The sequence below is a fragment of the Pseudonocardia alni genome, assembly GCF_002813375.1.
GTDB lineage: Bacteria > Actinomycetota > Actinomycetes > Mycobacteriales > Pseudonocardiaceae > Pseudonocardia > Pseudonocardia alni.
Window position 1 is genome coordinate 4969866 of the sequence record NZ_PHUJ01000003.1, and the last position, 21923, is coordinate 4991788.

23 protein-coding genes are annotated in these 21923 nt (G+C 73.2%); 18 read left to right on the plus strand and 5 right to left on the minus strand.

The features are described 5' to 3' along the window. Positions 1-633: 633 nt before the first annotated feature. Positions 634-1395, plus strand: a complete 762-nt coding sequence (locus ATL51_RS24460) for a (2Fe-2S)-binding protein (RefSeq protein ID WP_157818504.1) — start codon at positions 634-636, stop codon at positions 1393-1395. Between the two features lie 56 nt (positions 1396-1451). Here the strand turns inward: ATL51_RS24460 and ATL51_RS24465 are convergent, their stop codons facing one another. Genes ATL51_RS24465 through ATL51_RS24475 form a run of 3 tightly spaced genes read right to left on the minus strand, consistent with a single transcriptional unit; the run spans position 1452 to position 3012 of the window. After that, positions 1452-1814 carry an Asp23/Gls24 family envelope stress response protein gene (locus tag ATL51_RS24465; protein ID WP_073578083.1) on the minus strand — a complete coding sequence of 121 codons (363 nt, stop codon included), beginning with the start codon at positions 1812-1814 and terminating at the stop codon, positions 1452-1454. Then, positions 1811-2383 carry a hypothetical protein gene (locus tag ATL51_RS24470; protein WP_100880060.1) on the minus strand — a complete coding sequence of 191 codons (573 nt, stop codon included), beginning with the start codon at positions 2381-2383 and terminating at the stop codon, positions 1811-1813. The genes ATL51_RS24465 and ATL51_RS24470 overlap by 4 nt, the downstream gene beginning before the upstream one ends. Then, the gene (locus ATL51_RS24475; RefSeq protein WP_100880922.1) at positions 2374-3012 is read right to left on the minus strand and encodes an RNA polymerase sigma factor; all 639 of its coding nucleotides are present in this window, start codon (positions 3010-3012) and stop codon (positions 2374-2376) included. The genes ATL51_RS24470 and ATL51_RS24475 overlap by 10 nt, the downstream gene beginning before the upstream one ends. Before the next feature lie 117 nt (positions 3013-3129). On the opposite strand from ATL51_RS24475, the gene ATL51_RS24480 reads away from it, so the two are divergent. The 9 genes from ATL51_RS24480 to ATL51_RS24515 all read left to right on the plus strand — a co-directional run bounded on the left by ATL51_RS24480 (position 3130) and on the right by ATL51_RS24515 (position 11665). Beyond that, positions 3130-3303, plus strand: coding sequence for a CsbD family protein (locus tag ATL51_RS24480; RefSeq protein WP_073578081.1), 174 nt, complete (start codon positions 3130-3132; stop codon positions 3301-3303). A gap of 73 nt (positions 3304-3376) precedes the next feature. After that, positions 3377-3694, plus strand: a complete 318-nt coding sequence (locus ATL51_RS24485; RefSeq protein WP_100880061.1) for a methyl-accepting chemotaxis protein — start codon at positions 3377-3379, stop codon at positions 3692-3694. A 211-nt stretch (positions 3695-3905) separates the two neighbouring features. Then, positions 3906-5351 carry a trigger factor gene (gene tig, locus ATL51_RS24490; protein WP_100880062.1) on the plus strand — a complete coding sequence of 482 codons (1446 nt, stop codon included), beginning with the start codon at positions 3906-3908 and terminating at the stop codon, positions 5349-5351. Between the two features lie 295 nt (positions 5352-5646). Next, the gene (locus tag ATL51_RS24495; protein WP_062404398.1) at positions 5647-6243 is read left to right on the plus strand and encodes an ATP-dependent Clp protease proteolytic subunit; all 597 of its coding nucleotides are present in this window, start codon (positions 5647-5649) and stop codon (positions 6241-6243) included. A 29-nt stretch (positions 6244-6272) separates the two neighbouring features. Further along, a complete protein-coding gene (locus tag ATL51_RS24500) occupies positions 6273-6935 on the plus strand; it encodes an ATP-dependent Clp protease proteolytic subunit (protein ID WP_062404399.1) in 663 nt (220 codons plus the stop codon). A gap of 170 nt (positions 6936-7105) precedes the next feature. Further along, positions 7106-8395: an ATP-dependent Clp protease ATP-binding subunit ClpX gene (clpX, locus tag ATL51_RS24505; protein WP_020625701.1), complete on the plus strand. Its 1290-nt coding sequence runs from the start codon at positions 7106-7108 to the stop codon at positions 8393-8395. A 133-nt stretch (positions 8396-8528) separates the two neighbouring features. Beyond that, positions 8529-9911: an OFA family MFS transporter gene (locus ATL51_RS24510; protein ID WP_073578078.1), complete on the plus strand. Its 1383-nt coding sequence runs from the start codon at positions 8529-8531 to the stop codon at positions 9909-9911. After that, positions 9908-10054: an MFS transporter small subunit gene (locus ATL51_RS28455; protein ID WP_157818505.1), complete on the plus strand. Its 147-nt coding sequence runs from the start codon at positions 9908-9910 to the stop codon at positions 10052-10054. Before ATL51_RS24510 ends, ATL51_RS28455 begins: the two co-directional genes overlap by 4 nt. A 66-nt stretch (positions 10055-10120) precedes the next feature. Further along, a complete protein-coding gene (locus ATL51_RS24515) occupies positions 10121-11665 on the plus strand; it encodes an alkaline phosphatase D family protein (RefSeq protein WP_100880063.1) in 1545 nt (514 codons plus the stop codon). A 165-nt stretch (positions 11666-11830) separates the two neighbouring features. Here ATL51_RS24515 and ATL51_RS24520 read toward each other — a convergent pair whose 3' ends face one another. Both ATL51_RS24520 and ATL51_RS24525 read right to left on the minus strand, forming a co-directional pair. Then, positions 11831-13528, minus strand: coding sequence for an MFS transporter (locus ATL51_RS24520; RefSeq protein WP_208623064.1), 1698 nt, complete (start codon positions 13526-13528; stop codon positions 11831-11833). 93 nt (positions 13529-13621) lie between these two features. Continuing rightward, complete coding sequence (locus tag ATL51_RS24525; RefSeq protein ID WP_073578076.1) at positions 13622-14044, minus strand: PPOX class F420-dependent oxidoreductase; 423 nt, start codon at positions 14042-14044, stop codon at positions 13622-13624. A 192-nt stretch (positions 14045-14236) separates the two neighbouring features. Between ATL51_RS24525 and ATL51_RS24530 the strand changes: the two genes are divergently transcribed. The 8 genes from ATL51_RS24530 (at position 14237) to ATL51_RS24560 (ending at position 21897) form a co-directional block, all read left to right on the plus strand. Then, on the plus strand, positions 14237-14758 hold the full coding sequence (locus ATL51_RS24530) for a hypothetical protein (RefSeq protein ID WP_100880064.1): 522 nt from the start codon (positions 14237-14239) through the stop codon (positions 14756-14758). 45 nt (positions 14759-14803) lie between these two features. After that, positions 14804-15646, plus strand: coding sequence for a twin-arginine translocation signal domain-containing protein (locus ATL51_RS29125; RefSeq protein ID WP_208623065.1), 843 nt, complete (start codon positions 14804-14806; stop codon positions 15644-15646). Then, positions 15598-16149, plus strand: a complete 552-nt coding sequence (locus ATL51_RS29130; RefSeq protein WP_301549171.1) for an acetamidase/formamidase family protein — start codon at positions 15598-15600, stop codon at positions 16147-16149. Before ATL51_RS29125 ends, ATL51_RS29130 begins: the two co-directional genes overlap by 49 nt. Positions 16150-16204: 55 nt before the next feature. After that, a complete protein-coding gene (locus ATL51_RS24540) occupies positions 16205-18841 on the plus strand; it encodes a valine--tRNA ligase (protein ID WP_100880065.1) in 2637 nt (878 codons plus the stop codon). Between the two features lie 7 nt (positions 18842-18848). Next, entirely contained in the window at positions 18849-20486 is a 1638-nt protein-coding gene (locus ATL51_RS24545) for a bifunctional folylpolyglutamate synthase/dihydrofolate synthase (protein WP_100880066.1), read from the plus strand. Further along, positions 20483-20893, plus strand: a complete 411-nt coding sequence (locus ATL51_RS24550; RefSeq protein ID WP_308292812.1) for a DUF4233 domain-containing protein — start codon at positions 20483-20485, stop codon at positions 20891-20893. The genes ATL51_RS24545 and ATL51_RS24550 overlap by 4 nt, the downstream gene beginning before the upstream one ends. Before the next feature lie 72 nt (positions 20894-20965). Next, a complete protein-coding gene (ndk, locus tag ATL51_RS24555) occupies positions 20966-21376 on the plus strand; it encodes a nucleoside-diphosphate kinase (protein WP_062404405.1) in 411 nt (136 codons plus the stop codon). Next, on the plus strand, positions 21373-21897 hold the full coding sequence (locus tag ATL51_RS24560; protein WP_073578072.1) for a GNAT family N-acetyltransferase: 525 nt from the start codon (positions 21373-21375) through the stop codon (positions 21895-21897). The genes ndk and ATL51_RS24560 overlap by 4 nt, the downstream gene beginning before the upstream one ends. Positions 21898-21923: the final 26 nt, after the last annotated feature.

Below are 21923 nucleotides of genomic sequence, written 5' to 3' on the forward strand. Positions count from 1 at the left end.
CGTCGTGCTCGTGATCGGCGGCGTACAGCCCACCGGGCGAGGGGCGACGCGTCTGGTCACTGATCGCGGCCAACTGCTCCTCCTGTCGTCTCGGTGCACCTGGAGTCACCCGCATCGGACGACCCGGACCGGGCAGCTCGCTGCGGTCCGAAGAAGGTTCTCAGAATACAGCGCGCAGCCCGAGTGGGACGTGCGACGAGGGCCGTTCAGGTGCACCGTGCCGCCGGGTGGGTGACCGGCGGACGGAATCCTCTTCCGGGCACGCCGAGCGGCCGGGCGCTGACTTCCAGTACCCGGCCATTCCTGCGGCACGGTTCGACCACACACCCCGGCGAGTGCGGTCTGGCGAGTGCACAGAGTCGCACGCCGCCACCGCGATGCGCTACTGAGAGCGGCCCACCGGTCCCGTGATGTGGATCGCTGACCATGCGAGCAGGTCGACGTTGCCGGCTCGTGTCCGGACGGTGAGCGAGGCGTGACCATCCGTCGGGAGCGGCGTTCTCCTGCATGGGATCGCCGGGGGCGTCCGCACCGTTACGCAGCGCGTCCCCGGGTCGGGCAGACTGCTCCCTCGTGAACGTGCCCCCGATCCGCGTCGCCACACCCGGGCCGCCGCAAGCTTCACCCGGGCGGGTGACCGGCGGCCGGGTGGTGGAGGTACTCGCCGACGTCGCGACCATCGGTCCCTGGTTCGCGGTGGCGACACCCGCCGCCTCCGGGACCGTCCGGTGGGCCGACCTCTACGCCGCGCCGGTCCCCGGCGGCCCGGACCCGCTCGGCCGGCGGATCGGCGAGGTCACCACCGCGCTCGGCGGGGACCGGCGGATCGGGGCCTCGGTGGCGGTCATGGGGCTCGCGGCGCGGATCGTGTCGATGCCCTTCGCGACCGTGGCCCTGCACGGTGTGCTCCCGTCGCTCGGCGAGCTGCGCCGCGACCCCGGCGCCGCCGACCCGTGGGCGCCGAGCCTGTCCGCCGGGCCCACCGGCGTCGCCACCCCGGACGTCGCCGACGACCCGGCGGGCGCCGCGGACCTGCTCGCCCGCGAGCTCGCCGCCACCCACCTCGATCCGCTGTACGCCGCCGTCGCCGCCCGGGCCGTGGTGTCGCCGCGGGTACTGCGCGGCAACGTCGTGTCCTCGATCGGCGGGGCGGCACGGGTGATGGAGGCCATGCGACGCCCGGACCGGCGCCGCTATCTGGCCCTGCTCGACGCGCTCGCCGACCACCCGGTGCTGCGCGGGCCGCTGCCGTCGGGGGCCACCGGCCGGCTGCTCCGCCTCGACGACACCGACGCGGACACCGAGTGGGCGTTCCGGCGCCGCTCCTGCTGCCTCTACGTCCGCGCCCCCGGCGGCGGGACCTGCGGCGACTGCGTGCTCGTCGGCCGGGCCTGATCCGGACCCACCGGACCGGGTCCTCCCGCGCACACCGCGCGGGGGGGCGGAGGGGATCAGGCAGGCAGCGCGATGTCGGCGACGGTCACCCGCACCCGGGCGTCGAGGCCGCAGACCGTCGCGACCTCCTCGGTCACCTCCCGGCGCACCCGCTCGGCCAGCTCGGCGCAGTGGGTGCCGAACCGCACCCCGACCGTCACCCGGATCTCGGCCTCGTGCCCGTGCACCGACGCGACCAGGCCCTGCACCCGCAGTTCCTCGGGGACCGGGTCACGGGGCAGCCAGTCCGCGGCCAGCCCCAGCAGGGTCTGCGCGACGTCGCCCATCAGCGCCGCCACCCCCGGCACCCGCCGGACCCGCCGCGCCGCCACCCGTGCGACGGCCAGGTCGGAGACGGTGACCGTCGTGCGCCCGCTCATTCCGGTTCCTCCCACAGGTCCTCGACCAGGATGTCGACCCCGGCGATCGGCACGCCGAGCGTGCGGTCCCCTGCCGAGATCATCATCTGCCGGACGCGCGCGGTGACCGAGGCGAGGTCGACCCCGAACCGGGCCGCGACGGTCACCCGCACCCACACCGCGGCCGGGTCCTCCCCGGAACCGTCCGGGGCGCGCACCTGCTCGATCCGGCACCGACGGGCCCGCAGCCCGTCCATCGTGTCCACGACGTGCCGCAGCGCCGCCTCCGCGGTCGGCCTGCCCAGCCAGGCGTCCGGCCCCAGGGCGAGCAGCTCGTGCGGGCGCAGGTCCGCGACGACCGCGCCCATCACCTGCTCCAGCACCGACGGCGGCGGTCGCAGCGGCTCGGCCGCCATCCGCGCCACCAGCCCGCCGAGCCGGTCGTGGTCCGCGTGCGCGCGCATACAGTGCGGGCAGGTCAGCTCGTGCTCGTCGAGCACGCCCGCCTCCGCGTGGTCCCAGACGTCGGCGGCGTCCCGGCCGCAGGCCAGCGGCTCGACGCGCTCCGCCCCGCTCCTCTCTACCGCCATGCCCGCATCCTCTCCGCCAGTGCCCCGCGCGCCCGGTGGATCCGGCCGCGGACGGCGGTCTCACCCGCCCCGGTGATCTGCGAGATCTCGCTGTAGCCCAGCCCCTCCAGCTCCCGCAGCACCCAGGCCGTGCGCTGGTCCTCCGGCAGCGACGCCACGGCCCGCGACAGGGCCGCCATCTCCGCGTCCACCTCGGCGGCCCGCTCCGGGGTGGGGGAGCGGTCGTCGGCCGGGGCGCCGGGCCCGTCGTCGGTCGGGAGCGGTTCGGTCCGTCGCCGCCGCCGGACCAGCGCGGTGCAGCGGTGGGTGACGATCCGGTACATCCAGGTGGAGAAGGCCGCCTCGCCGCGGAAGGTGCCGATCCGCCGCCAGGCGTCGACGAGCGCGTCCTGCAGGGCGTCCTCGGCGTCGGTGGCGTCGCCGAGCACCCGGACCGCGACCCGGAACAGGGCGTTCTGGTGACGGCGGGCCAGCTCCTCGAACGCGCCGACGTCGCCGTCCTGGGCCCGGACGACCAGCGTGGTCTCGTCCAGCGCGGCCCGCGACGGCACCCGCGCCGGCCGTGCCGACGGCACGCCGGGGCCCGGGGGCCTGGCGGCCGGTGGGCCGCTGACCTGTGCGTTCGCCATGGACGCCCCGTCGGGGTGTGGGAAGTGGAGGGTGGGGTAGTCCACCCGGTCAGCGACGGTAGCGACCGGCTCGCACCCTCGCCCGCCGGACACGCGATCAGGAAGCAGGTGAGCCCCATGGGTCTCGGAGACAAGATCAGCAACAAGGCCGAGGAGCTGGGTGGCAAGGCCAAGGAGGCCACCGGCAAGGCCACCGACGACAAGGACCTGCAGGCCGAGGGCAAGGCGGACCAGGCCACCGGCAACCTGAAGCAGGCCGGCGAGAAGCTCAAGGACACCTTCACGAGCTGACCCGCGCACGACGACGGCGGCGGCACCCCGCAGCGGGGTGCCGCCGCCGTCGTGTGTGGCTAGGGTCCGAGCCGTGACCGACCCCGCCGCAGGACCCGGCCCGCAGGCCGTCGCGGACGCCGTGCTCGCCCACCCGTCGGTGCTGCGGCTCGACGGCGGCCCGTTCGGCTCGATCGCGTCGTACCTGCCCGGGCACCGGGTCCAGGGTGTGCGGCTGGCCGACCCGGTGGAGATCGCCGTCGTCCTGCGGCTGGGCAGGCCGTTCGCCGTGGTCGCCGACGAGGTCGCCGACCGGGTCCGTGCCGTCCTCGGTGACGACACCCTGGCCGTGGACGTGACCGTCGCCGACGTCGGTGCGGGCGAGGCTCCGGGCGGGTCCGTCGCACCGTGACCCGCGCCCGGGCCGTCGCACGGTGACCGGGCTCGCCTAGACTCGCGCGAGCCCCGCCGTCACCGGGCGCGTCCCACGTACCCGGCGGCCGGTGGCACGGGACGCCCGGCGCAGAGCCGGGATCGTCCGGCGCCGGCGGGCGGGGCCACCGACCGGGGGCCGCGCGAGCCGCGGCCCGTTGCAGCACTCGTACCGCCCAAGGAGTTCCACCGTGAAGAGCACCGTCGAGCACCTCAGCCCGACGCGCGTCCGGATCAACGTCGAGGTGCCGTTCGACGAGCTCAAGCCCGACTTCGACCGCGCGTACAAGAAGATCGCCCAGCAGGTCCGGATCCCCGGCTTCCGCCCGGGCAAGGCGCCGGCCCGCATCCTGGAGGCCCGGATCGGCCGTGGCCCCGTCCTGGACGAGGTCGTGAACGCCGCGATCCCGGTGAAGTACCAGGAGGCCGTGGTGACGTCCGAGGACGTCAAGCCGATCGGCCGGCCCGACATCGAGGTCACCGAGATCGCCGACGGCGAGCGCATCGCGTTCACCGCCGAGGTCGACATCCGCCCCGAGATCACCCTCCCCGACCTGGACGGCCTGACCGTCGAGGTCGACGAGACCGAGGTGACCGAGGACGAGGTCACCGAGCAGCTCGACCAGCTGCGCGCCCGGTTCGGCACCCTGGCGGGTGTCGAGCGTCCCGCGCAGTCCGGTGACTACGTCCAGATCGATCTCTCCGCCGCCGTCGACGGCACGGAGATCGAGGAGGCCACCACCACCGGCTTCTCCTACGAGGTCGGCCAGGGCGGTCTCATCGACGGCATCGACGAGGCCCTCGAGGGCATGTCGGCCGACGAGGAGAAGACCTTCACCTCGAAGCTGGTCGCCGGTGAGCACGCCGACAAGGACGCGGAGATCACCGTCAAGGTGACCACCGTGAAGGAGCGTCACCTCCCCGACGCCGACGACGAGTTCGCCCAGCTGGCCTCGGAGTTCGACACGCTCGACGAGCTGACCGAGAACCTGCGCGAGCGTCTGGGCCGGTCCAAGCGGATGGAGCAGGCCGCGCAGGCCCGCGACCGTCTCCTGGACAAGCTCGTCGAGGACACCGAGGTGCCGCTGCCGGAGTCGGTCGTCGCCGCCGAGGTCGAGACCCGCACCCACGACGCGGTGCACGCCTTCGACCACGACGAGGACAAATTCGGCGAGTTCCTCTCCTCGCAGGACAAGACCCGCGAGCAGTTCGACACCGAGACGCGGGAGGAGGCCGAGAAGGCCGTCCGCTACCGCCTCGTGCTCGACACCCTGGCCGACCGCGAGGAGATCTCGGTCGGGGACCAGGAGCTCACCGAGCGGATCGTCTACCAGGCGCAGCAGTACGGCATGGCCCCGGAGCAGTTCGTCCAGCAGATCCAGCAGGCCGGCCAGCTCGGCGTGATCTACCAGGACGTCCGCCGCTCCAAGGCGCTGATCACCGCGGTGCGCGCCGCCACCGTCACCCTGCCGGGTGGCGAGGCCGTCGACCTGTCCGACCTGCTCGGGCCGGACGAGGACGAGACCACCGTCGAGGAGATCCCCGCGGCCGACGTGGACGGTGCCGACGACACCGCCGACGACGCCGCGGACACCACCGCCGACGAGGCCTCCGGCAAGGCCGACGCGAAGGCCTGATCGGCGGTCGTCGCGCGGTCCCGCACGACTCGTCGTGCGCTGTCGGCGAACATCGGGCGTCGTTCCCTACGCGGGGCATCCGCTCCGCGTAGGGTCGGCTCCGAACCGGTCCCCAACCGGACCGTGAACGGGTTCGCAAGACCCGACACCGGAGAACCGAGAGCGATCCAGAGGAAGACTCCGGGACCCTCTCCCGCGGCGTCCGCGCCACGGGGGCGGGCCCGACTTCGGAAAGCAGGGTGAAGTGAGCCAGCAGGACACCGGCCCGTCCGCGGGCCGCGGCACCGGGCCGCAGATGCGGTCCGGCATCAGCGCGATGTCGCTGTCCGACTCCGTGTACGACCGCCTGCTCCAGCAGCGCATCATCGTGCTCGGTCAGCAGGTGGACGCGGAGATCTCGAACCGCATCGCGGCGCAGATGCTGCTGCTCGCGGCCGAGGACCCGGACAAGGACATCGAGCTCTACATCAACTCGCCCGGTGGCTCGGTCACCGACGGCATGGCCATCTTCGACACGATGAACCTGATCCCGTGCGACGTGGCGACCACGGCGATGGGCATGGCCGCGTCGATGGGGCAGTTCCTGCTGTCGGCGGGCACCCCGGGCAAGCGCTCGGCGTTGCCGCACGCACGGATCATGATGCACCAGCCGTCCGCGGGCGTCGGTGGCACCGAAGCCGACATCACCATCCAGGCCGAGCAGTTCCGCCGCACCAAGCGGGAGATGGCGGAGCTGATCGCCCAGCACACCGGTCAGTCGGTCGAGACCATCGAGCGGGACTCCGACCGGGACCGCTGGTTCTCCGCGCCGGAGGCCAAGGACTACGGCTTCGTCGACCACGTCGTGACGCACGCCGGGCGGATCGGCGAGCAGAACGGGAGCGACAAGTGAGCACCTTCGACCCTCGCCACCCGGAGTCGATGACCGACCTGCGCGGCCCCGGAGGCTGGGCGCCGGACCCGGCCCGCTCCCGGTACGTGCTCCCGTCCTACGTGGAGCGCACCAGCTACGGGGTCAAGGAGTCGAACCCGTACAACAAGCTCTTCGAGGAGCGCATCATCTTCCTCGGTGAGCAGATCAACGACACCTCGGCGAACGACACCATGGCGCAGTTGCTGGTGCTCGAGTCGCTCGACCCGGACCGCGAGATCTCGCTGTACATCAACTCGCCGGGCGGGTCGTTCACGTCGCTGATGGCGATCTACGACACCATGCAGTTCATCCGTCCCGACATCCAGACCGTCTGCCTCGGGCAGGCGGCGTCGGCCGCGGCGGTGCTGCTGTGCGCGGGCACCCCGGGCCGCCGCATGGCGGTCGAGAACGCCCGCATCCTGATCCACCAGCCGGCCACGCAGGGCGTGTACGGCCAGGTGTCGGACCTGGAGATCCAGGCGGCGGAGATCTCCCGCATCCGCAAGCGGATGGAGGAGGTCATCGCGCGGCACTCGAACCGTTCCGCGGACCAGGTGCGCGAGGACATCGACCGGGACAAGATCCTCACGGCCGAGGAGGCCAAGGAGTACGGCCTGGTCGACGAGATCGTGCAGAGCCGCAAGCTGTCCGGTACCGCCGGCGGCAAGTGACACCCGGGTCACCGGCGGCCGGTTCCGGCCGCCGGTGACCGCCCGGCGACCCGCCGGGGAACCGGACACCGCTTCCGGTCCCCGTGCGGGCCGCGGGCAGGTACCGTCAATCCGCACGGGGCGACGGGCGCGACGCGAGAACGCCGGACCAGGACTGGGGATCGACACCTATGGCACGCATCGGCGACGGCGGGGACCTGCTCAAGTGCTCGTTCTGCGGGAAGAGCCAGAAGCAGGTCAAGAAGCTCATCGCCGGCCCCGGCGTCTACATCTGCGACGAGTGCATCGATCTCTGCAACGAGATCATCGAGGAAGAACTGGCCGAGGCCGGTGAGGTCAAGCTCGACGAGCTGCCCAAGCCCACCGAGATCCACGAGTTCCTCGACCAGTACGTCGTCGGTCAGGCCACCACCAAGCGCACGCTGTCGGTGGCGGTCTACAACCACTACAAGCGCATCCAGGCAGGCGAGCGCAGCCGTGCCGCGGGCGGCGACGCCTCCGACGGCATCGAGATCGCCAAGTCGAACATCCTGATGCTCGGCCCCACCGGGTGCGGCAAGACCTACCTGGCGCAGACGCTGGCCAAGATGCTCAACGTCCCGTTCGCCATCGCCGACGCGACCGCCCTCACCGAGGCCGGCTACGTGGGCGAGGACGTCGAGAACATCCTGCTCAAGCTCATCCAGGCCGCCGACTACGACGTGAAGCGCGCCGAGACCGGCATCATCTACATCGACGAGGTCGACAAGATCGCGCGGAAGTCGGAGAACCCGTCGATCACCCGCGACGTGTCCGGCGAGGGTGTGCAGCAGGCGCTGCTGAAGATCCTCGAGGGCACCACCGCGAGCGTCCCGCCGCAGGGCGGCCGCAAGCATCCGCACCAGGAGTTCATCCAGATCGACACGACGAACGTCCTGTTCATCGTGGCCGGCGCCTTCGCCGGGCTGGAGCGGATCATCGGCGAGCGGGTCGGCCAGTCCGGTATCGGCTTCGGCGCCGACATCCGCTCGAAGAAGGACCTGGACTCCGCGGAGCGCTTCGCCGAGACCCTCCCCGAGGACCTGATCAAGTTCGGCCTGATCCCCGAGTTCATCGGCCGACTGCCGATCGTCGCCTCGGTGACCTCGCTCGACAAGGACGCCCTGGTCAAGATCCTGACCGAGCCGCGGAACGCCCTGGTGAAGCAGTACCGCAAGCTCTTCGAGATGGACGGCGTGGAGCTGGAGTTCGCCGAGGACGCCCTCGACGCCGTCGCCGACCAGGCGATCCTGCGCGGCACCGGCGCCCGTGGCCTGCGGGCGATCATGGAGGAGGTGCTCCTCCCGGTCATGTACGACATCCCCAGCCGCGACGACGTGGCGAAGGTCGTCGTGACGGCACAGACGGTCAAGGACAACGTCAACCCGACGATCGTCCCGCGCCAGCCGCAGCGCCGGGAGCGCCGCGACCGCTCGGCCTGAGCCGCGGCCAGAACCGACCCGACGCCGGTCCCACCTGCAGGTGGGACCGGCGTTGTCGTTTCGAGACCCGCTCGGGTTGCTGCGCCCCTCCGCACTACTTAGCGTTGCTCCGTCAACTACGACGGAGGGCGACATGTCCGGATTTCTCACGCGGGAGCGCATCGTTGCTCCACCCGGATGGAGCCGGTGGCTCGTCCCACCGGCCGCGCTGTCCATCCACCTGGCGATCGGCCAGGTCTACGCCTGGAGCGTCTTCAAGACCCCGCTGGCGAACGCACTCGACCTGTCGGGCGTCGCCACGGCGCTGCCCTTCACGCTCGGCATCATCATGCTGGGCCTGTCCTCGGCGCTGTTCGGCACGAAGGTCGACAGCAACGGCCCGCGCTGGGCGATGGTCGTCGCGTCGAGCTGTTTCGTCGCCGGGTTCCTGATCTCGGGTCTCGGCCTCTACGCCGAGCAGTACTGGCTGGTCGTGCTGGGTTACGGCTTCGTCGGCGGCATCGGCCTGGGCATCGGCTACATCTCGCCGGTCTCCACACTGATCAAGTGGTTCCCGGACCGCCCGGGCCTGTCCACCGGCCTGGCGATCATGGGCTTCGGCGGCGGCGCGCTCATCGCGACCCCGCTGACGAACTCGCTGCTGTCGGCGTTCGGCGGTTCCGGTGACGGGGCCACCTCGGCCGGCATCGGGTCCACGTTCCTCACGATGGGCCTGATCTACCTCGTCTTCATGTCGGTCGGCTGGATCCTCATCCGGGTGCCCGCCGAGGGCTGGACGCCGCCGGGCTGGGACCCGTCGACGGCCAAGAAGAGCGGGATGATCTCGACCGGCAACGTCTCGGCGAACACCGCGATCCGCACGCCGCAGTTCTGGCTGCTGTGGGTCGTGCTGTGCTTCAACGTCACCGCGGGCATCGGCATCCTGGAACGGGCCTCGCCGATCTTCCAGGACTTCTTCGCGGAGAACGGGGCCACCGCCACCCTCGCCGCGGCGGCGGGCGGGTTCGTCGCGATCCTGTCGCTGGCGAACTCGGCCGGGCGCATCGCCTGGTCGTCGCTGTCGGACGTGCTGGGTCGCAAGAACATGTACCGCATCTACCTGGGCGTCGGCGCGCTGCTGTACCTGCTGATCACGCTGATCCCGAACCAGTCGCGGGCGCTGTTCATCGTCGCCGCGGTGCTGATCCTGTCGTTCTACGGCGCCGGGTTCGCCACTGTCCCGGCGTACCTGCGGGACCTGTTCGGCACCTACCAGGTCGGCGCGATCCACGGCCGGCTGCTGACGGCGTGGTCCACCGCGGGCGTCCTCGGCCCGCTGATCGTCAACGCGATCGCCGACGCGCGGATCGAGGCCGGTGTCGAGGGCCCGGCCCGGTACACGACCGCGTTCATCATCATGATCGTGTTGCTGGTCATCGCGTTCGTCTGCAACGAGCTGATCAAGCCGGTCGACGCGAAGCACCACGAGCCGTCCGCGCAGGCGGCCCGCACCCCGACCCAGAAGGAGACCGCGTGAGCAGCGTTGCCGAGACCGGCGGGTCGTCGACCTGGGGGCCGGTGCAGTGGATCGGGGCCGTCCTGGCCTGGGTGTGGGTCGGCGTGCCGTTCGCCTACGGGCTGTACGAGCTCGTCCTGAAGATCCCCGCCCTGTTCGGCTGAGTCTTCGCCCGCCGTTCACCCGGACGGTCCGGTTCGTCATCACTCGTCCGGGTTAGAACGGCGGGCGTGGTTCTCTCCCGACGCTCCCTGTTCCGCACCGCGGCCGCCGGCGGTCTCGCCGGCGCCGCGACCCTCGTCCTGCCGGGGGCGGCTGCGGCCGCACCCGCCCTGGTGCGCTCCGGCCGGCCGGTCCTGACCCACGGTGTCGCCGCCGGTGACGTCCGGCCCGGCTCCGGGCTCGTCTGGACGCGCGCCGACCGGCCGTCGCGGATGGTCGTGGAGGTCGCGGGCTCGCCGGACTTCCGGCGGGCGCTGCGGGTCCCCGGCCCGGTGCTGACCCCGGACACCGACCTCACCGGGAAGCTGCGGGTCCCGGCGACGCGGGGGCGGGTGCACTACCGCGTCGTCGCCCAGCCGCTCGACGGCGGTCCCGCGAGCGCGCCGCTGACCGGCTCTTTCCGGGCGGTCCCCGGGCGCGGCGAGCCGGTGCGGATCCAGTGGTCCGGCGACGTCGTCGGGCAGGGCTGGGGCATCGACCGCGCCACCGGCGGCATGCGGATCTTCTCCGCGATGGCCGACCGCGACCCCGACCTGTTCCTGCACTCCGGCGACACCGTCTACGCCGACGGCCCGCTCACCGAGACCGTCACGCTGCCCGACGGCCGGGTGTGGCGCAACGAGATGACGCCCGAGAAGGCGAAGGTCGCCGAGACCCTGACCGAGTTCCGCGGCCAGTTCGCCTACAACCTGCGCGACGACAACCTGCGCCGGTTCGCCGCCTCGGTCGGTCAGATCGTGCAGTGGGACGACCACGAGGTCACCAACAACTGGTACCCGGGGGAGATCCTCACCGGTGAGGTGGGGGAGCGCTACACCGAGAAGCGGGTGGACGTGCTCGCGGCCCGCGGGTTCCGCGCGTTCCACGAGTGGCAGCCGGTCGACCCACGCACCGCCGTCGACGGACGGGTGTACCGGCGGGTGCCGTTCGGCCCGCACGTCGAGGTGTTCGTGCTGGACATGCGCACCTACCGCAGCGCGAACTCCGCCAACACCGGACGCGGCGAGCGGATCCTGGGGGAGGCCCAGGCCCGCTGGCTCGTCGACGCGCTCGCGTCCTCCCGTGCGACGTGGAAGATCGTCGCCTCGGACATGCCGATCGGGGTACTGGTGCCCGACGGCGACACCGCCTGGGAGGCCGTCGCCAACGGGGTGCCGGGGCCGCCGAGCGGGCGCGAGTCCGAGATCGCCGGGGTGCTCGCCGGGATTCGCCGGCGGAGGGTCCGCAACGTGGTCTGGGTGACCGCGGACGTGCACTACACCGCCGCCCACCACTACGCCCCCGAGCGCGCCGCGTTCACCGACTTCGACCCGTTCTGGGAATTCGTGTCCGGCCCGCTGCACGCCGGTGCCTTCGGTCCGAACGAGCTCGACCCGACCTTCGGTCCGCGGGCGGAGTTCGTGCGCGGACCGTCCCGGCAGGGGGCGAGCCCACTGGAGGGGTTCCAGCACTTCGGGGAGCTCGACGTCGCCCCCGACGGGACGACCCTGGAGGTCCACCTGCGCGACCAGGCCGGCGCCTCCCTCTGGACCACCACCCTGCGCCGGACCTGACGACCGCGTCCGCAGCCTCCGGCGTGGCCGGCAGCGGTGCGCCGACCCCCGCCGGGGTGCGACGACGTCTCCGGCCGCGTCCACACCCTCCGGCGGGCTCCCACACCTGTTGCGACGGGTGTGGGAGCCCGCCAGGGGGTGTGGATCAAGGGGACGGCTCCGTGGTCAGCGCCGGGGGGCGATGTCCGGCTCCGCGGGGGGCCGGGCGGTGGTGGCCGGTCCGGGGACGGGGGTGGTGGTCACGGCCACGGCGGCCGGGGTCGCAGGGACCGCGGCCGGGCTCGGAGGGGCCGCGGGCGGGGTGGCCCGCCCGGCGTCCGGGCCCGTGCCTGTCCCTGTGACCGCGTCGGGCACATCGGTAGCACCGGCCGTGTCGGGCCCGGCGGCCGCGTCGGACCTGTCAGCCGCGTCGGAACTGTCGGCCGCGTCGGAACTGTCGGCCGCGTCGGAACTGTCGGCCGCGTCGGACCTGTCGGGCGCGGTGGCTGCACCCTCCGCGGCGGGTGTGACGGAACCGGTGGGCGCGGTCGCGTAGGCGGCGGACAGACGACGGTAGGGGCGGCTCGCCAGGGCTGCGAGGGTCAGCACCACGCCCAGGGCGCCGCAGACCACGAACACCAGGGCGATCGCGCGGGCGGTGCCGGTGCCGAACCAGGAGCCGATCGCGGCCGCACCGGCGCCGCTGTCGCTCATGTAGGGAACCACCACCAGCTCGGTGAACGGGGCCAGCAGGAACGCGGTCAGCGGCGACGCGGCCTGCTCCACGCTCTGCGCGAACCCGAAGACCCGGCCCTGCCGCCCGTAGGGCACGACCCGCTGCAGCACGGTCTGCTCGGCGGCCTCGGCGAACGGCATGAGCAGCATGAACACCGCCATGCCGAGCGTGAGCATCAGGATCGAGGCCTGCAGCGGGAACAGCATCGTCGAGGCCCAGAGCACGGCGTTGACCAGTAGCAACGTCCGGACCGGGCGGCTGCCCAGCCCGATCCGGGCGACGAGGAGCCCGCCGACGATCACCCCGGCGGACAGCACGCCCCACAGCAGCCCCCAGGCCGCGACCGACATCATCGACAGGCCGTAGGGGTCCATCAACGCCATGAACGCCCCGCCGAGCAGGTTGTTCACACAGGAGAACACGATCAGTGCGGGCAGCCCCGGCACACCCGCGACGAGCCGGACGGTGCCGCGCAGGTCGAGGCCGCCCCGCTCCTCGACGGTCACGGGGACGGCCGGGCCGGCCGGTGCGGGCACGGCCGGGATCCGGACCCGTGACAGGTGCACCAGCGACACGACCAGCACGACGAGGGCGGCGACGAGCACCGACCGCATCCCGTCCACCGCGACGAGCAGCCCGGACGCGACCGAGGTGACCAGGAAGCTCACCCCGGTCGCGGTCCCGACCAGCCCGTTGGCGCGGTCCCGGACCGCGGCCGGGACGAGCAGGGTGACCAGCGTCGGCAGCGCGATCGTGCGCAGGTTCCCGGCGATCACACCCAGCATCAGCGCGACGACCAGCGCCCACAGCAACGGGTCCGTCGGGTCGCGGAACGCCCCCTCGGGGGCGAGCAGCAGCAGGACCAGGCACAGCGCGTAGACCACGGCGGACACCGCCGCCGAGACCTGCATGACCGCGCGCTTGCCGAACCGGTCCACGACCCCGCCGAACGGGATCCCGGTCAGCGCCGTCGCCACCAGGAAGATCCCGGCGATGATGCCGGTCGCCGCGACCGACCCCGTCTCCAGGAACACCCAGAACGTCACGGCGAACCACACCGTGAAGTTCACGACCGACACCACCAGGGTGCTCACCAGCAGGTGCGCGAAGACCCGTTGCGTGCCGTGCCGGAGGTCGAGCTGCGTCATGGTCCACCGTCCTCTCGGGGTGATGGACCGACGCCGACGGCCGAACTCATCGCCCGCCGCGACGGTGGACGATGAACCGGACTGGTCAACCGATCATGCCGTCATGTCGAGGTGGGCGACCACCTTCGACGGGCGGATCCGGACGACGAGCTCGCCGGGGACGCCGTTGCGCCGGCCGAACTCCTCGGCCCGGTCGGCGCCCATGTAGCGGCCTCCGAGCGCGGTCGCGGTGCGCAGGAGCTCGTCGGGGTCCGTGCTGATCTCGGCGACGCCCTGCACCTGCACGAAGGCGTACGGCGGCGCGGGCAGGTCGGCGGTGAGCACGACCCGCGGGTCGCGGACGATCGCCCGCCCCTTCGCGGTGTCCGCCCCGGTGTCGAAGACGATCGTGTCGTCCTCGACGAGGAACCAGACCGGCGCGACGAGCGGGCGCCCGTCCTTCGCCGTCCAGCCGAGCATTCCGGTACGGGTGCCGTGGTTGAGGAACTCGACGACGTCGGGTGTGAGAACGGGCATGTCGCCGAGCCTAGGGCGAGAACCCGCCCGACCACCCGGGCGACACCGGGTCGGGTCCGCCCGGACCGGCCGCGACCACACGCGCTCACCGCCGGGGCCGTGCCGGCAGGCAGCCGTGGCCGTAGCCGCGTGGCGGTCCCGAAGACCCGCCGGGGGTGCCGCGTCGCCCGCCGCCGGGGGAGGGTGTCCGCCATGGACGAGCTCACACCCGGCACCCTGCTCGGCCGCCAGGTCGACGGCGTCACGTGCGGACCCTCGGTGCTGGTGGTGACCGCGGTGCTGGCCGGCTCGGGGTGGCCCGGCGTGGTGGCGGACCGGTTCGCCGCCGCCCAGCAGACCGCGCACCGCCAGGCCAACCGGCTCTGGCCGCGCGCCCTGGGTACGACGCCGTGGGGGATGCGGGCGTGGCTGCGCCGGCACGCGCCCGCCGCGGGACCGTTCCGGATCCGCCCGGCGACCCGCGACGCGCTCGCCGCGGTGCCCGCCGCCGTCGGTCCGGTCCCGCTGCTGGTCGGATCCCGGTGGCTGCCGCGGCACTGGGTGCTGGTCCTGGGCGTCGACGACGACGGCCGGTGGCGCGTCTACGAGCCCGGCTGCGGCCGGGTGCGGGCGTTCGACCCGGCGTTGCTCCGGCGGGGCGACCCGGCGGCCGTCGGCGGGGTGCTGGGGTGGCCGCGGCCGTGGTGTCTGCTGCTGCCCGTGGGCCGGGCGTAAACGAGCGGTGATCCGGACGTCACGGACGCGGGTGAGGGTGGGGACATGGCTCCCCCCGATCCCCGCCCGCTGCTCGCCGCGCTCGGCCGGCGCGATTTCCTCCGCGCGGCCGCCACCGTCACCGCGGCCGGAGGGCTGGCCGGCTGCGGCACGTCCGCCACCGTCCCCGGGTCCGTCGCGGCGACGCTGCCGGACGGTCCGCTGCAGCCCGGTGCGGGCGACATCCCCGGCGACCACTACCTCGGGTCCGACCCGGCCGACGTGCGCTGGGGCTACGTCCCGGCGATCGGGGCCGCTCCGGTGCTGACGATGCGGTCGGGGCAGACCGTCACCATCGACACCGTCTCCCACGAGGGCATCCTGGAGGACCAGGGCCGGGACCCGGTCGCGTGGTTCGGGCGCCACGGGGTCGCGGCCGACGGTGTGCTCTCCGATGCCGTCGCGGTCGCCCGGGACTACCGGCGCACACCGCGCGACGTCGACGCCGACGGCCCGCACGTCATCACCGGGCCGGTGTTCGTCGAGGGTGCGCGCCCCGGCGACGTCCTGAAGGTCGAGACCCTGTCCGCGGTGCCCCGGGTGCCCTACGGCGTCGTCTCCAGCAGGCACGGGAAGGGGGCGCTCGGGCGCACCGCGTCCGGCGCGCCGCCCGCCGGGATCGCCCTCGACGAGGTCATGCCGCGCCGGCCACCGACGGGCGCGCCACCGGCGACCCCGCGCGCTACGGCACCGTCTCGGTGTTCACCCCGGTCCGCGACGGGGCGGACGGCCCCGAGGCCCACCTGGCGTTCGGCGAGGGCCAGGAGGTGTCGTTCCCGCTGCGCCCGTTCATGGGCACCATGGGGGTCGCCCACGCCGCGGCCGACGCCGAGAACGCCCCGGAGCTGAACTCGATCCCGCCGACCCTGGGCGGCGGCAACATCGACATCCGGCTGCTCGGCCCGGACTCGGCGTTCTACCTGCCCGTCCGCGCGGAGGGGGCGCTGTTCCACGTCGGCGACCCGCACCTGGCGATGGGTGACGGGGAGGTCGCGCTGACCGCGCTGGAGGGTTCGCTGCGTGCCACGTTCCGGCTCACCGTGTGCCGGCCGGGGGAGGGTACGGCGCCGTCGGTGGCCTTCGGCCACCCGTTCGGCGAGACCCCGCACGCCTGGGTGCCCATCGGGCTCTCCGACCCGGACGGGAGCGTCGGCGGCCAGAAGGGCGACCTGGACGTCGCGATGCGCCGGGCCGTGGTCAACGCGCTCGACTTCCTGCAGGAGGACCGGGGCATGGACCGCGCGACGGCCTACGCCTACCTCTCCGCGGCGGCGGACTTCGCGGTCTCGCAGGTGGTGGACCGGACCGTCGGGGTGCACGGGGTCATCCCCAAGGCGCACTTCCGGTCCTGAGCGCGCGGGTCCGGGGGCCGGGAATCGTGTCGGTGTCGACTCGTAGACTTGACATGTGACCGAGACCCTGCCAGCGCGTACCGCCGACCTGCCCGCGAAGTGGACCCCGGGCGAGGTAGAGGGCGACATGTACCGCCGCTGGGTCGACGCCGGGTACTTCCGGGCCGACCCGTCGTCGGACAAGGACCCGTTCTGCATCGTCATCCCGCCGCCGAACGTCACCGGCAGCCTGCACCTGGGCCACGCGATGGACCACACGCTCATCGACGTGCTGACCCGGCGCGCCCGCATGCAGGGCCGTGACGCGCTGTGGCTGCCCGGCATGGACCACGCCGGCATCGCGACCCAGTCGGTCGTCGAGCGGCGGATGGCGGCCGCGGGCGAGCCGGACCGGCACACGATCGGCCGTGCGGCGTTCGTGGAGAAGGTCTGGCAGTGGAAGGCCGAGTCCGGCGGCTCGATCCTCGGGCAGATGGAGCGCCTGGGCGACGGTGTCGACTGGTCGCGCGAGCGCTTCACCCTCGACGAGGGCCTGTCCCGCGCCGTCGCCACCGTCTTCAAGAAGATGTTCGACGACGGGCTGATCTACCGGGCCGAGCGCCTGGTCAACTGGTCTCCGGCGCTGCGCTCGGCGATCTCCGACATCGAGGTCGACCACATCGAGACCGAGGGCGAGCTGGTCTCCATGCGCTACGGCGACGGGGACGCCTCGCTCGTCGTCGCCACCACCCGGGTCGAGACGATGCTCGGTGACACCGCGATCGCGGTGCACCCGGACGACGCGCGCTACGCGCACCTGGTCGGCACCGAGGTCGAGATGCCGATCACCGGGCGGCGGATCCCGGTCGTGGCCGACGACTACGTCGACCCGGAGTTCGGCTCCGGCGCCGTCAAGATCACCCCGGCGCACGACCCGAACGACTTCGAGCTGGGCCGCCGCCACGACCTGCCGATGCCGACGATCATGGACGAGGCCGGCACCATCGCCGGGACCGGTACCCGCTTCGACGGCATGGACCGCTTCGAGGCGCGCGAGGCCATCCGCGAGGAGCTGCGCGCGCAGGGCCGGATCGTCGCCGAGAAGCGCCCCTACCTGCACTCGGTCGGGCACGACTCGCGCACCGGGGTCCCGATCGAGCCGCGGCTGAGCCTGCAGTGGTTCGTCAAGGTCGAGCCGCTGGCCCGGTCCGCGGGCGACGCGGTCCGCTCCGGCGAGACCGTCCTGCACCCGAAGGAGCAGGCCAAGCGGTACTTCGACTGGGTCGACAACATGCACGACTGGACCATCAGCCGGCAGCTGTGGTGGGGCCACCGCATCCCGGTCTGGTACGGCCCGGCCGGCGAGGTCGTGTGCGTCGGACCGGACGAGGAGCCGCCGTCGGGCGAGGGCTGGCGCCAGGACCCCGACGTCCTCGACACCTGGTTCTCCTCCGGCCTGTGGCCGTTCTCCACGCTGGGCTGGCCGGACGAGACCCCGGACCTGGAGCGCTACTACCCGAACTCGGTCCTGGTCACCGGCTACGACATCCTGTTCTTCTGGGTCGTCCGGATGATGATGTTCGGGACCTACGTGATGGGGAAGGCCCCGTTCCGCGACGTCTACCTGCACGGGCTCATCCGCGACGAGCACGGCAAGAAGATGTCGAAGTCCAAGGGCAACGTCATCGACCCGCTGGCGCTGATCGACTCCTACGGCGCGGACGCGCTGCGGTTCACCATCGCCCGCGGCTCCAATCCCGGCACCGACATGTCGCTGTCGGAGGAGTGGGTCGCCGGGTCCCGCAACTTCACCACGAAGCTGTGGAACATCACCCGGTTCGCGCTGGCCAAGGGCGCGGACGCGAGTCTGCCGCTGCCCGTCGAGGCCGACCGCACCGACGCCGACCGCTGGATCCTGGGCCGGCTCGCCGAGGTCCGCGAGCAGACCGACGAGCTGCTCGACGGCTACCAGTTCGCCAAGGCGACCGAGGGGCTGTACCACTTCGCATGGGACGAGCTGGCCGACTGGTACGTCGAGCTGTGCAAGACCCAGCTCGACGACCCGGCCACCGAGCCGGGCACCCGGGCCGTCCTCGGACACGTCCTCGACGCGCTGCTGCGGATGCTGCACCCGATCGCGCCGTTCGTCACCGAGGCGCTGTGGACCGCGCTGACCGGCGGCGAGACCGTCGTGACCGCGGCCTGGCCGACGGCCGACGGCACCGGGGCGCCGGTCGACCCGGCCGCCGCGGCCCGGGTCGCCGACGCGCAGAAGGTCATCACCGAGGTCCGCCGGTTCCGCACCGAGCAGGGCCTGCCCGACCGCAAGGCCGTCGCCGCCCGCCTCACCGGCCTCGACGCCGCCGGGCTGACCGCGCACGAGCGCGCGCTGCGCTTCCTCACCCGGCTCGACCCGGCCGGTGACGACCTCGCCGTCACCGCGAGCTTCGAGGTCGCCACCTCCGGTGGGCCGGTCACCGTCGAGCTCGACACCTCGGGGGCGATCGACGTCGCCGCCGAGCGCGCCCGGCTCGGCCGCGACCTGGCCGCCGCGGAGAAGGAGCGCGACGCCGCGGACAAGAAGCTGAACAACCCCAAGTTCACCGAGAAGGCACCGGCCGAGGTCGTCGACGGGATCCGTGCCCGGCACGCGACCGCCGTCGCCGACATCGACCGCATCACCGCGCGGCTCGCCGCGCTCCCGGAGGCCTGATCCCGCCGTGGCGAAGGAGTACGACGAGTTCGACGACTTCACCGAGGCCGACTCGCCGACCTACGGCGGCGACCGGTGGGCCGAGGGCGGGTTCGGCGACTCGCCCGACGGTGAGCCGTCCGGCGGCGACGCCGAGCAGGAGCAGGACGACGAGCCCGGTGGCGAGGACCGCTCCGACGCCCCCGAGGCGTCCGACGCGGCGCCGGAGGACACCCAGGAGGCCCTGATCGCGGCCGTCCTGGACGAGATCCGCGGCGGGGGAGACCCCGACGTCGTCCCGGCCCAGTCCACCGTGACCGGCTACGCCGAGTTCCTCGCCGTCGACGCGGCGCTGGACCGGCGCTGGCCGGAGTCGGTGATGGAGCCGTCGCTGGAGCGCATGCAGGCGCTGTGCGACGCACTGGGCGACCCGCAGCGCGGCTACCCGGTCGTGCACCTGACCGGGACCAACGGCAAGACCTCCACCTCCCGGATGGTCGACGCGCTGCTCACCGAGATCGGGCTGCGGACCGGGCGCTACACCAGCCCGCACCTGCAGCGCGCCACCGAGCGGATCAACCTGGACAACCGCCCGGTCACACCCGAGCGCTACGTGGCGGCCTACCGCGAGGTGGAGCCGCTGGTCGAGCTCGTCGACGCCGGGCGCGGCGACGCGCCCGCGCTGAGCAAGTTCGAGGTGCTCACCGCGATGGCCTTCGCGGCGTTCTCCGACGCCCCGGTCGAGGCCGCGGTCATCGAGGTCGGTCTCGGCGGGCGCTGGGACGCCACCAACGTCGCCGACGCGCACGTCGCCGTCGTCCTGCCGGTCGGGCTCGACCACGCCGAGTACCTCGGTGACGACATCACCGACATCGCCCGCGAGAAGTCCGGGATCATCAAGGAGGGCTCGGTCGCCGTCCTCGCGGCCCAGGACAAGCGGGTCGCCGAGGTCCTCCTGGAGCGCTGCGCCGAGGTCGGCGCACAGGTCGCCCGGGAGGGCGCCGAATTCGGCGTCGTGGAGCGGGAGCTCGCCGTCGGCGGGCAGCGCCTGGAGCTGCAGGGCCTGTCCGGCCGCTACGACGAGATCTTCCTGCCGCTGCACGGCGAGCACCAGGCGTCGAACGCGGCGGTCGCACTGGCCGCGGCCGAGGCGCTCGTCGGCGCCGGCACCGCGCAGCCCCTCGACCCCGACGCGGTCCGCGCCGCGTTCGCCTCGGTCCGCTCACCCGGGCGGCTCGAGCCCGTCGAGGGCGGGCCGGACCGGCCGACCGTGCTGCTCGACGCCGCGCACAACCCGGCCGGAGCCACCGCGCTCGCGGGCGCGCTGGGCTCGGAGTTCCGCTTCACCCGGCTCGTGGGCGTGATCGGGGTGCTGCAGGGCAAGGACGCCCGCGGCATCCTGGAGGGGCTGCAGCCGGCGCTGCACGAGGTCGTCGTCACCACCAACTCCTCGCCCCGTGCGATGGACCCCGACGAACTCGGCGCGCTCGCCGCCGAGGTCTTCGGGTCCGAGCGGGTCAGTGTCGAGCCGTCGCTGGCCGAGGCCGTCGAGCAGGCCCGCGAGATCGCCGAGGAGGCGGGCGGGTCCGGGGTCGGCGTCGTCGTCACCGGGTCGGTCGTCACCGTCGGCGAGGCGCGGGCGCTGTTCGGGAAGGAACCGGAGTGAGCGACGTGCCGGGTGTGCCCGAGGGTGTGCGGCCGCCGCCCACCGACCCCATGAAGGGTGCCCGCGGCGTGTTCGCCGCGACGCTGATCCTGGAGGCGATCGTCGTCCTCCTGGCGCTGCTGGTGCTCCCGCGCTTCGGCACCGGGTCGACCGCGCTCGGCTTCGGGGTGGTGGCGGGCATCGCCGTCGCCATGATCCTGGCGTCCGGGGTGCAGCGGCGGCCGTGGGGGCTCACCGCGGCGCTGGTGCTGCAGGTGGCGCTGCTCGTCGCGGCGCTGGTGTTCCTGTCCTCGCTGGTCGTGGTCGCGGTGGTGTTCATCCTCGTGTGGGCGGTCCTGGTCTGGATGCGGCGCGAGGTGGCCCGCCGGATGGCGGCGGGGACGCTGCCGTCGCAGCAGCAGGACTGACACACGGCGGTCCGGGCGCACTCGTGACGGTGGGTGCCGGACCCCCGGCGGGTCGTCGCTACCCTGTCGCGCGTGACTGAACGCACTCTCGTCCTGGTCAAGCCCGACGGCGTCGCGCGCAAGCTCGTCGGTGAGGTCGTCTCGCGCATCGAGCGCAAGGGCCTCGGTCTGGTGGCCCTCGACCTGCGCACGGTGGACCGTGAGCTGGCCGCCCAGCACTACGCCGAGCACGACGGCAAGCCCTTCTTCGAGGAGCTGCTGTCGTTCATCACCTCCGGCCCGGTCCTGGCCGCGGTCGTCGAGGGCCCCCGCGCCATCGCCGCCTGGCGGCAGATCGCCGGCGGCACCGACCCGGTGGAGAAGGCCACCCCCGGCAGCATCCGTGGCGACCTCGCCCTGGAGACCGGTTCCAACCTGGTGCACGGCTCGGACTCCCCGGAGTCGGCCGACCGGGAGATCAAGCTCTGGTTCCCGAACCTGTGACCGCAGGCGTCCCGGCCGTCCGCCGGGTCGTCGACCCCCACCCCGGCGCCGCCGCCGCGCTCGGTGACCTCTGGATCGCCGTGACCGAGGCCGGCGGCGCCGTGGACTTCGTGCCCGGCGCCGACCCGGACGAGGTCCGCGCACTGGCGGTCGAGACCGTCGACGCCGCCCGGTCCGGCGCGTCCCGGATGTTCGTGCTGGGGGAGGACACCGCCCCGCTGGGCACGGTCTTCCTGGTCCCGGGCACCGGCATCGCCGCGCACCGCGCCGACGTGCAGCGTCTCATGGTCCGCCCTGACCTGCAGGGACGTGGTCTCGGCACGGTCCTGCTCGACGCCGCCGTCGCCCACGCCCGGGAGACGGGCCTGGCGATGCTGACCCTCGGCGCCCGCGGCGGCACCCCGCTGCCCGCGTTCTACGCCGCCCGCGGCTTCGTCGAGTACGGCAGGCTGCCCGGCGGGGTGCTGCTCTCCCCGGAGGACGCGCGCGACGTCCACCTGTTCTTCCTGCCGCTCGGCTGACCCCCGGCCCGCGGGAAGATCGAATC

Bases quoted from the DNA above. Each gene is read 5' to 3' on its own strand.
- ATL51_RS24465 (WP_073578083.1), bottom strand. From the start codon at position 1,814: ATGAGCGGGCGCACGACGGTCACCGTCTCCGACCTGGCCGTCGCACGG.
- ATL51_RS24470 (WP_100880060.1), bottom strand. From the start codon at position 2,383: ATGGCGGTAGAGAGGAGCGGGGCGGAGCGCGTCGAGCCGCTGGCCTGC.
- ATL51_RS24475 (WP_100880922.1), bottom strand. From the start codon at position 3,012: ATGGCGAACGCACAGGTCAGCGGCCCACCGGCCGCCAGGCCCCCGGGC.
- ATL51_RS24480 (WP_073578081.1), top strand. From the start codon at position 3,130: ATGGGTCTCGGAGACAAGATCAGCAACAAGGCCGAGGAGCTGGGTGGC.
- ATL51_RS24495 (WP_062404398.1), top strand. From the start codon at position 5,647: ATGCGGTCCGGCATCAGCGCGATGTCGCTGTCCGACTCCGTGTACGAC.
- ATL51_RS24500 (WP_062404399.1), top strand. From the start codon at position 6,273: ATGACCGACCTGCGCGGCCCCGGAGGCTGGGCGCCGGACCCGGCCCGC.
- clpX (WP_020625701.1), top strand. From the start codon at position 7,106: ATGGCACGCATCGGCGACGGCGGGGACCTGCTCAAGTGCTCGTTCTGC.
- ATL51_RS24510 (WP_073578078.1), top strand. From the start codon at position 8,529: ATGTCCGGATTTCTCACGCGGGAGCGCATCGTTGCTCCACCCGGATGG.
- ATL51_RS24520 (WP_208623064.1), bottom strand. From the start codon at position 13,528: ATGACGCAGCTCGACCTCCGGCACGGCACGCAACGGGTCTTCGCGCAC.
- ATL51_RS24525 (WP_073578076.1), bottom strand. From the start codon at position 14,044: ATGCCCGTTCTCACACCCGACGTCGTCGAGTTCCTCAACCACGGCACC.
- ATL51_RS24530 (WP_100880064.1), top strand. From the start codon at position 14,237: ATGGACGAGCTCACACCCGGCACCCTGCTCGGCCGCCAGGTCGACGGC.
- ATL51_RS29125 (WP_208623065.1), top strand. From the start codon at position 14,804: ATGGCTCCCCCCGATCCCCGCCCGCTGCTCGCCGCGCTCGGCCGGCGC.
- ATL51_RS29130 (WP_301549171.1), top strand. From the start codon at position 15,598: ATGGGGGTCGCCCACGCCGCGGCCGACGCCGAGAACGCCCCGGAGCTG.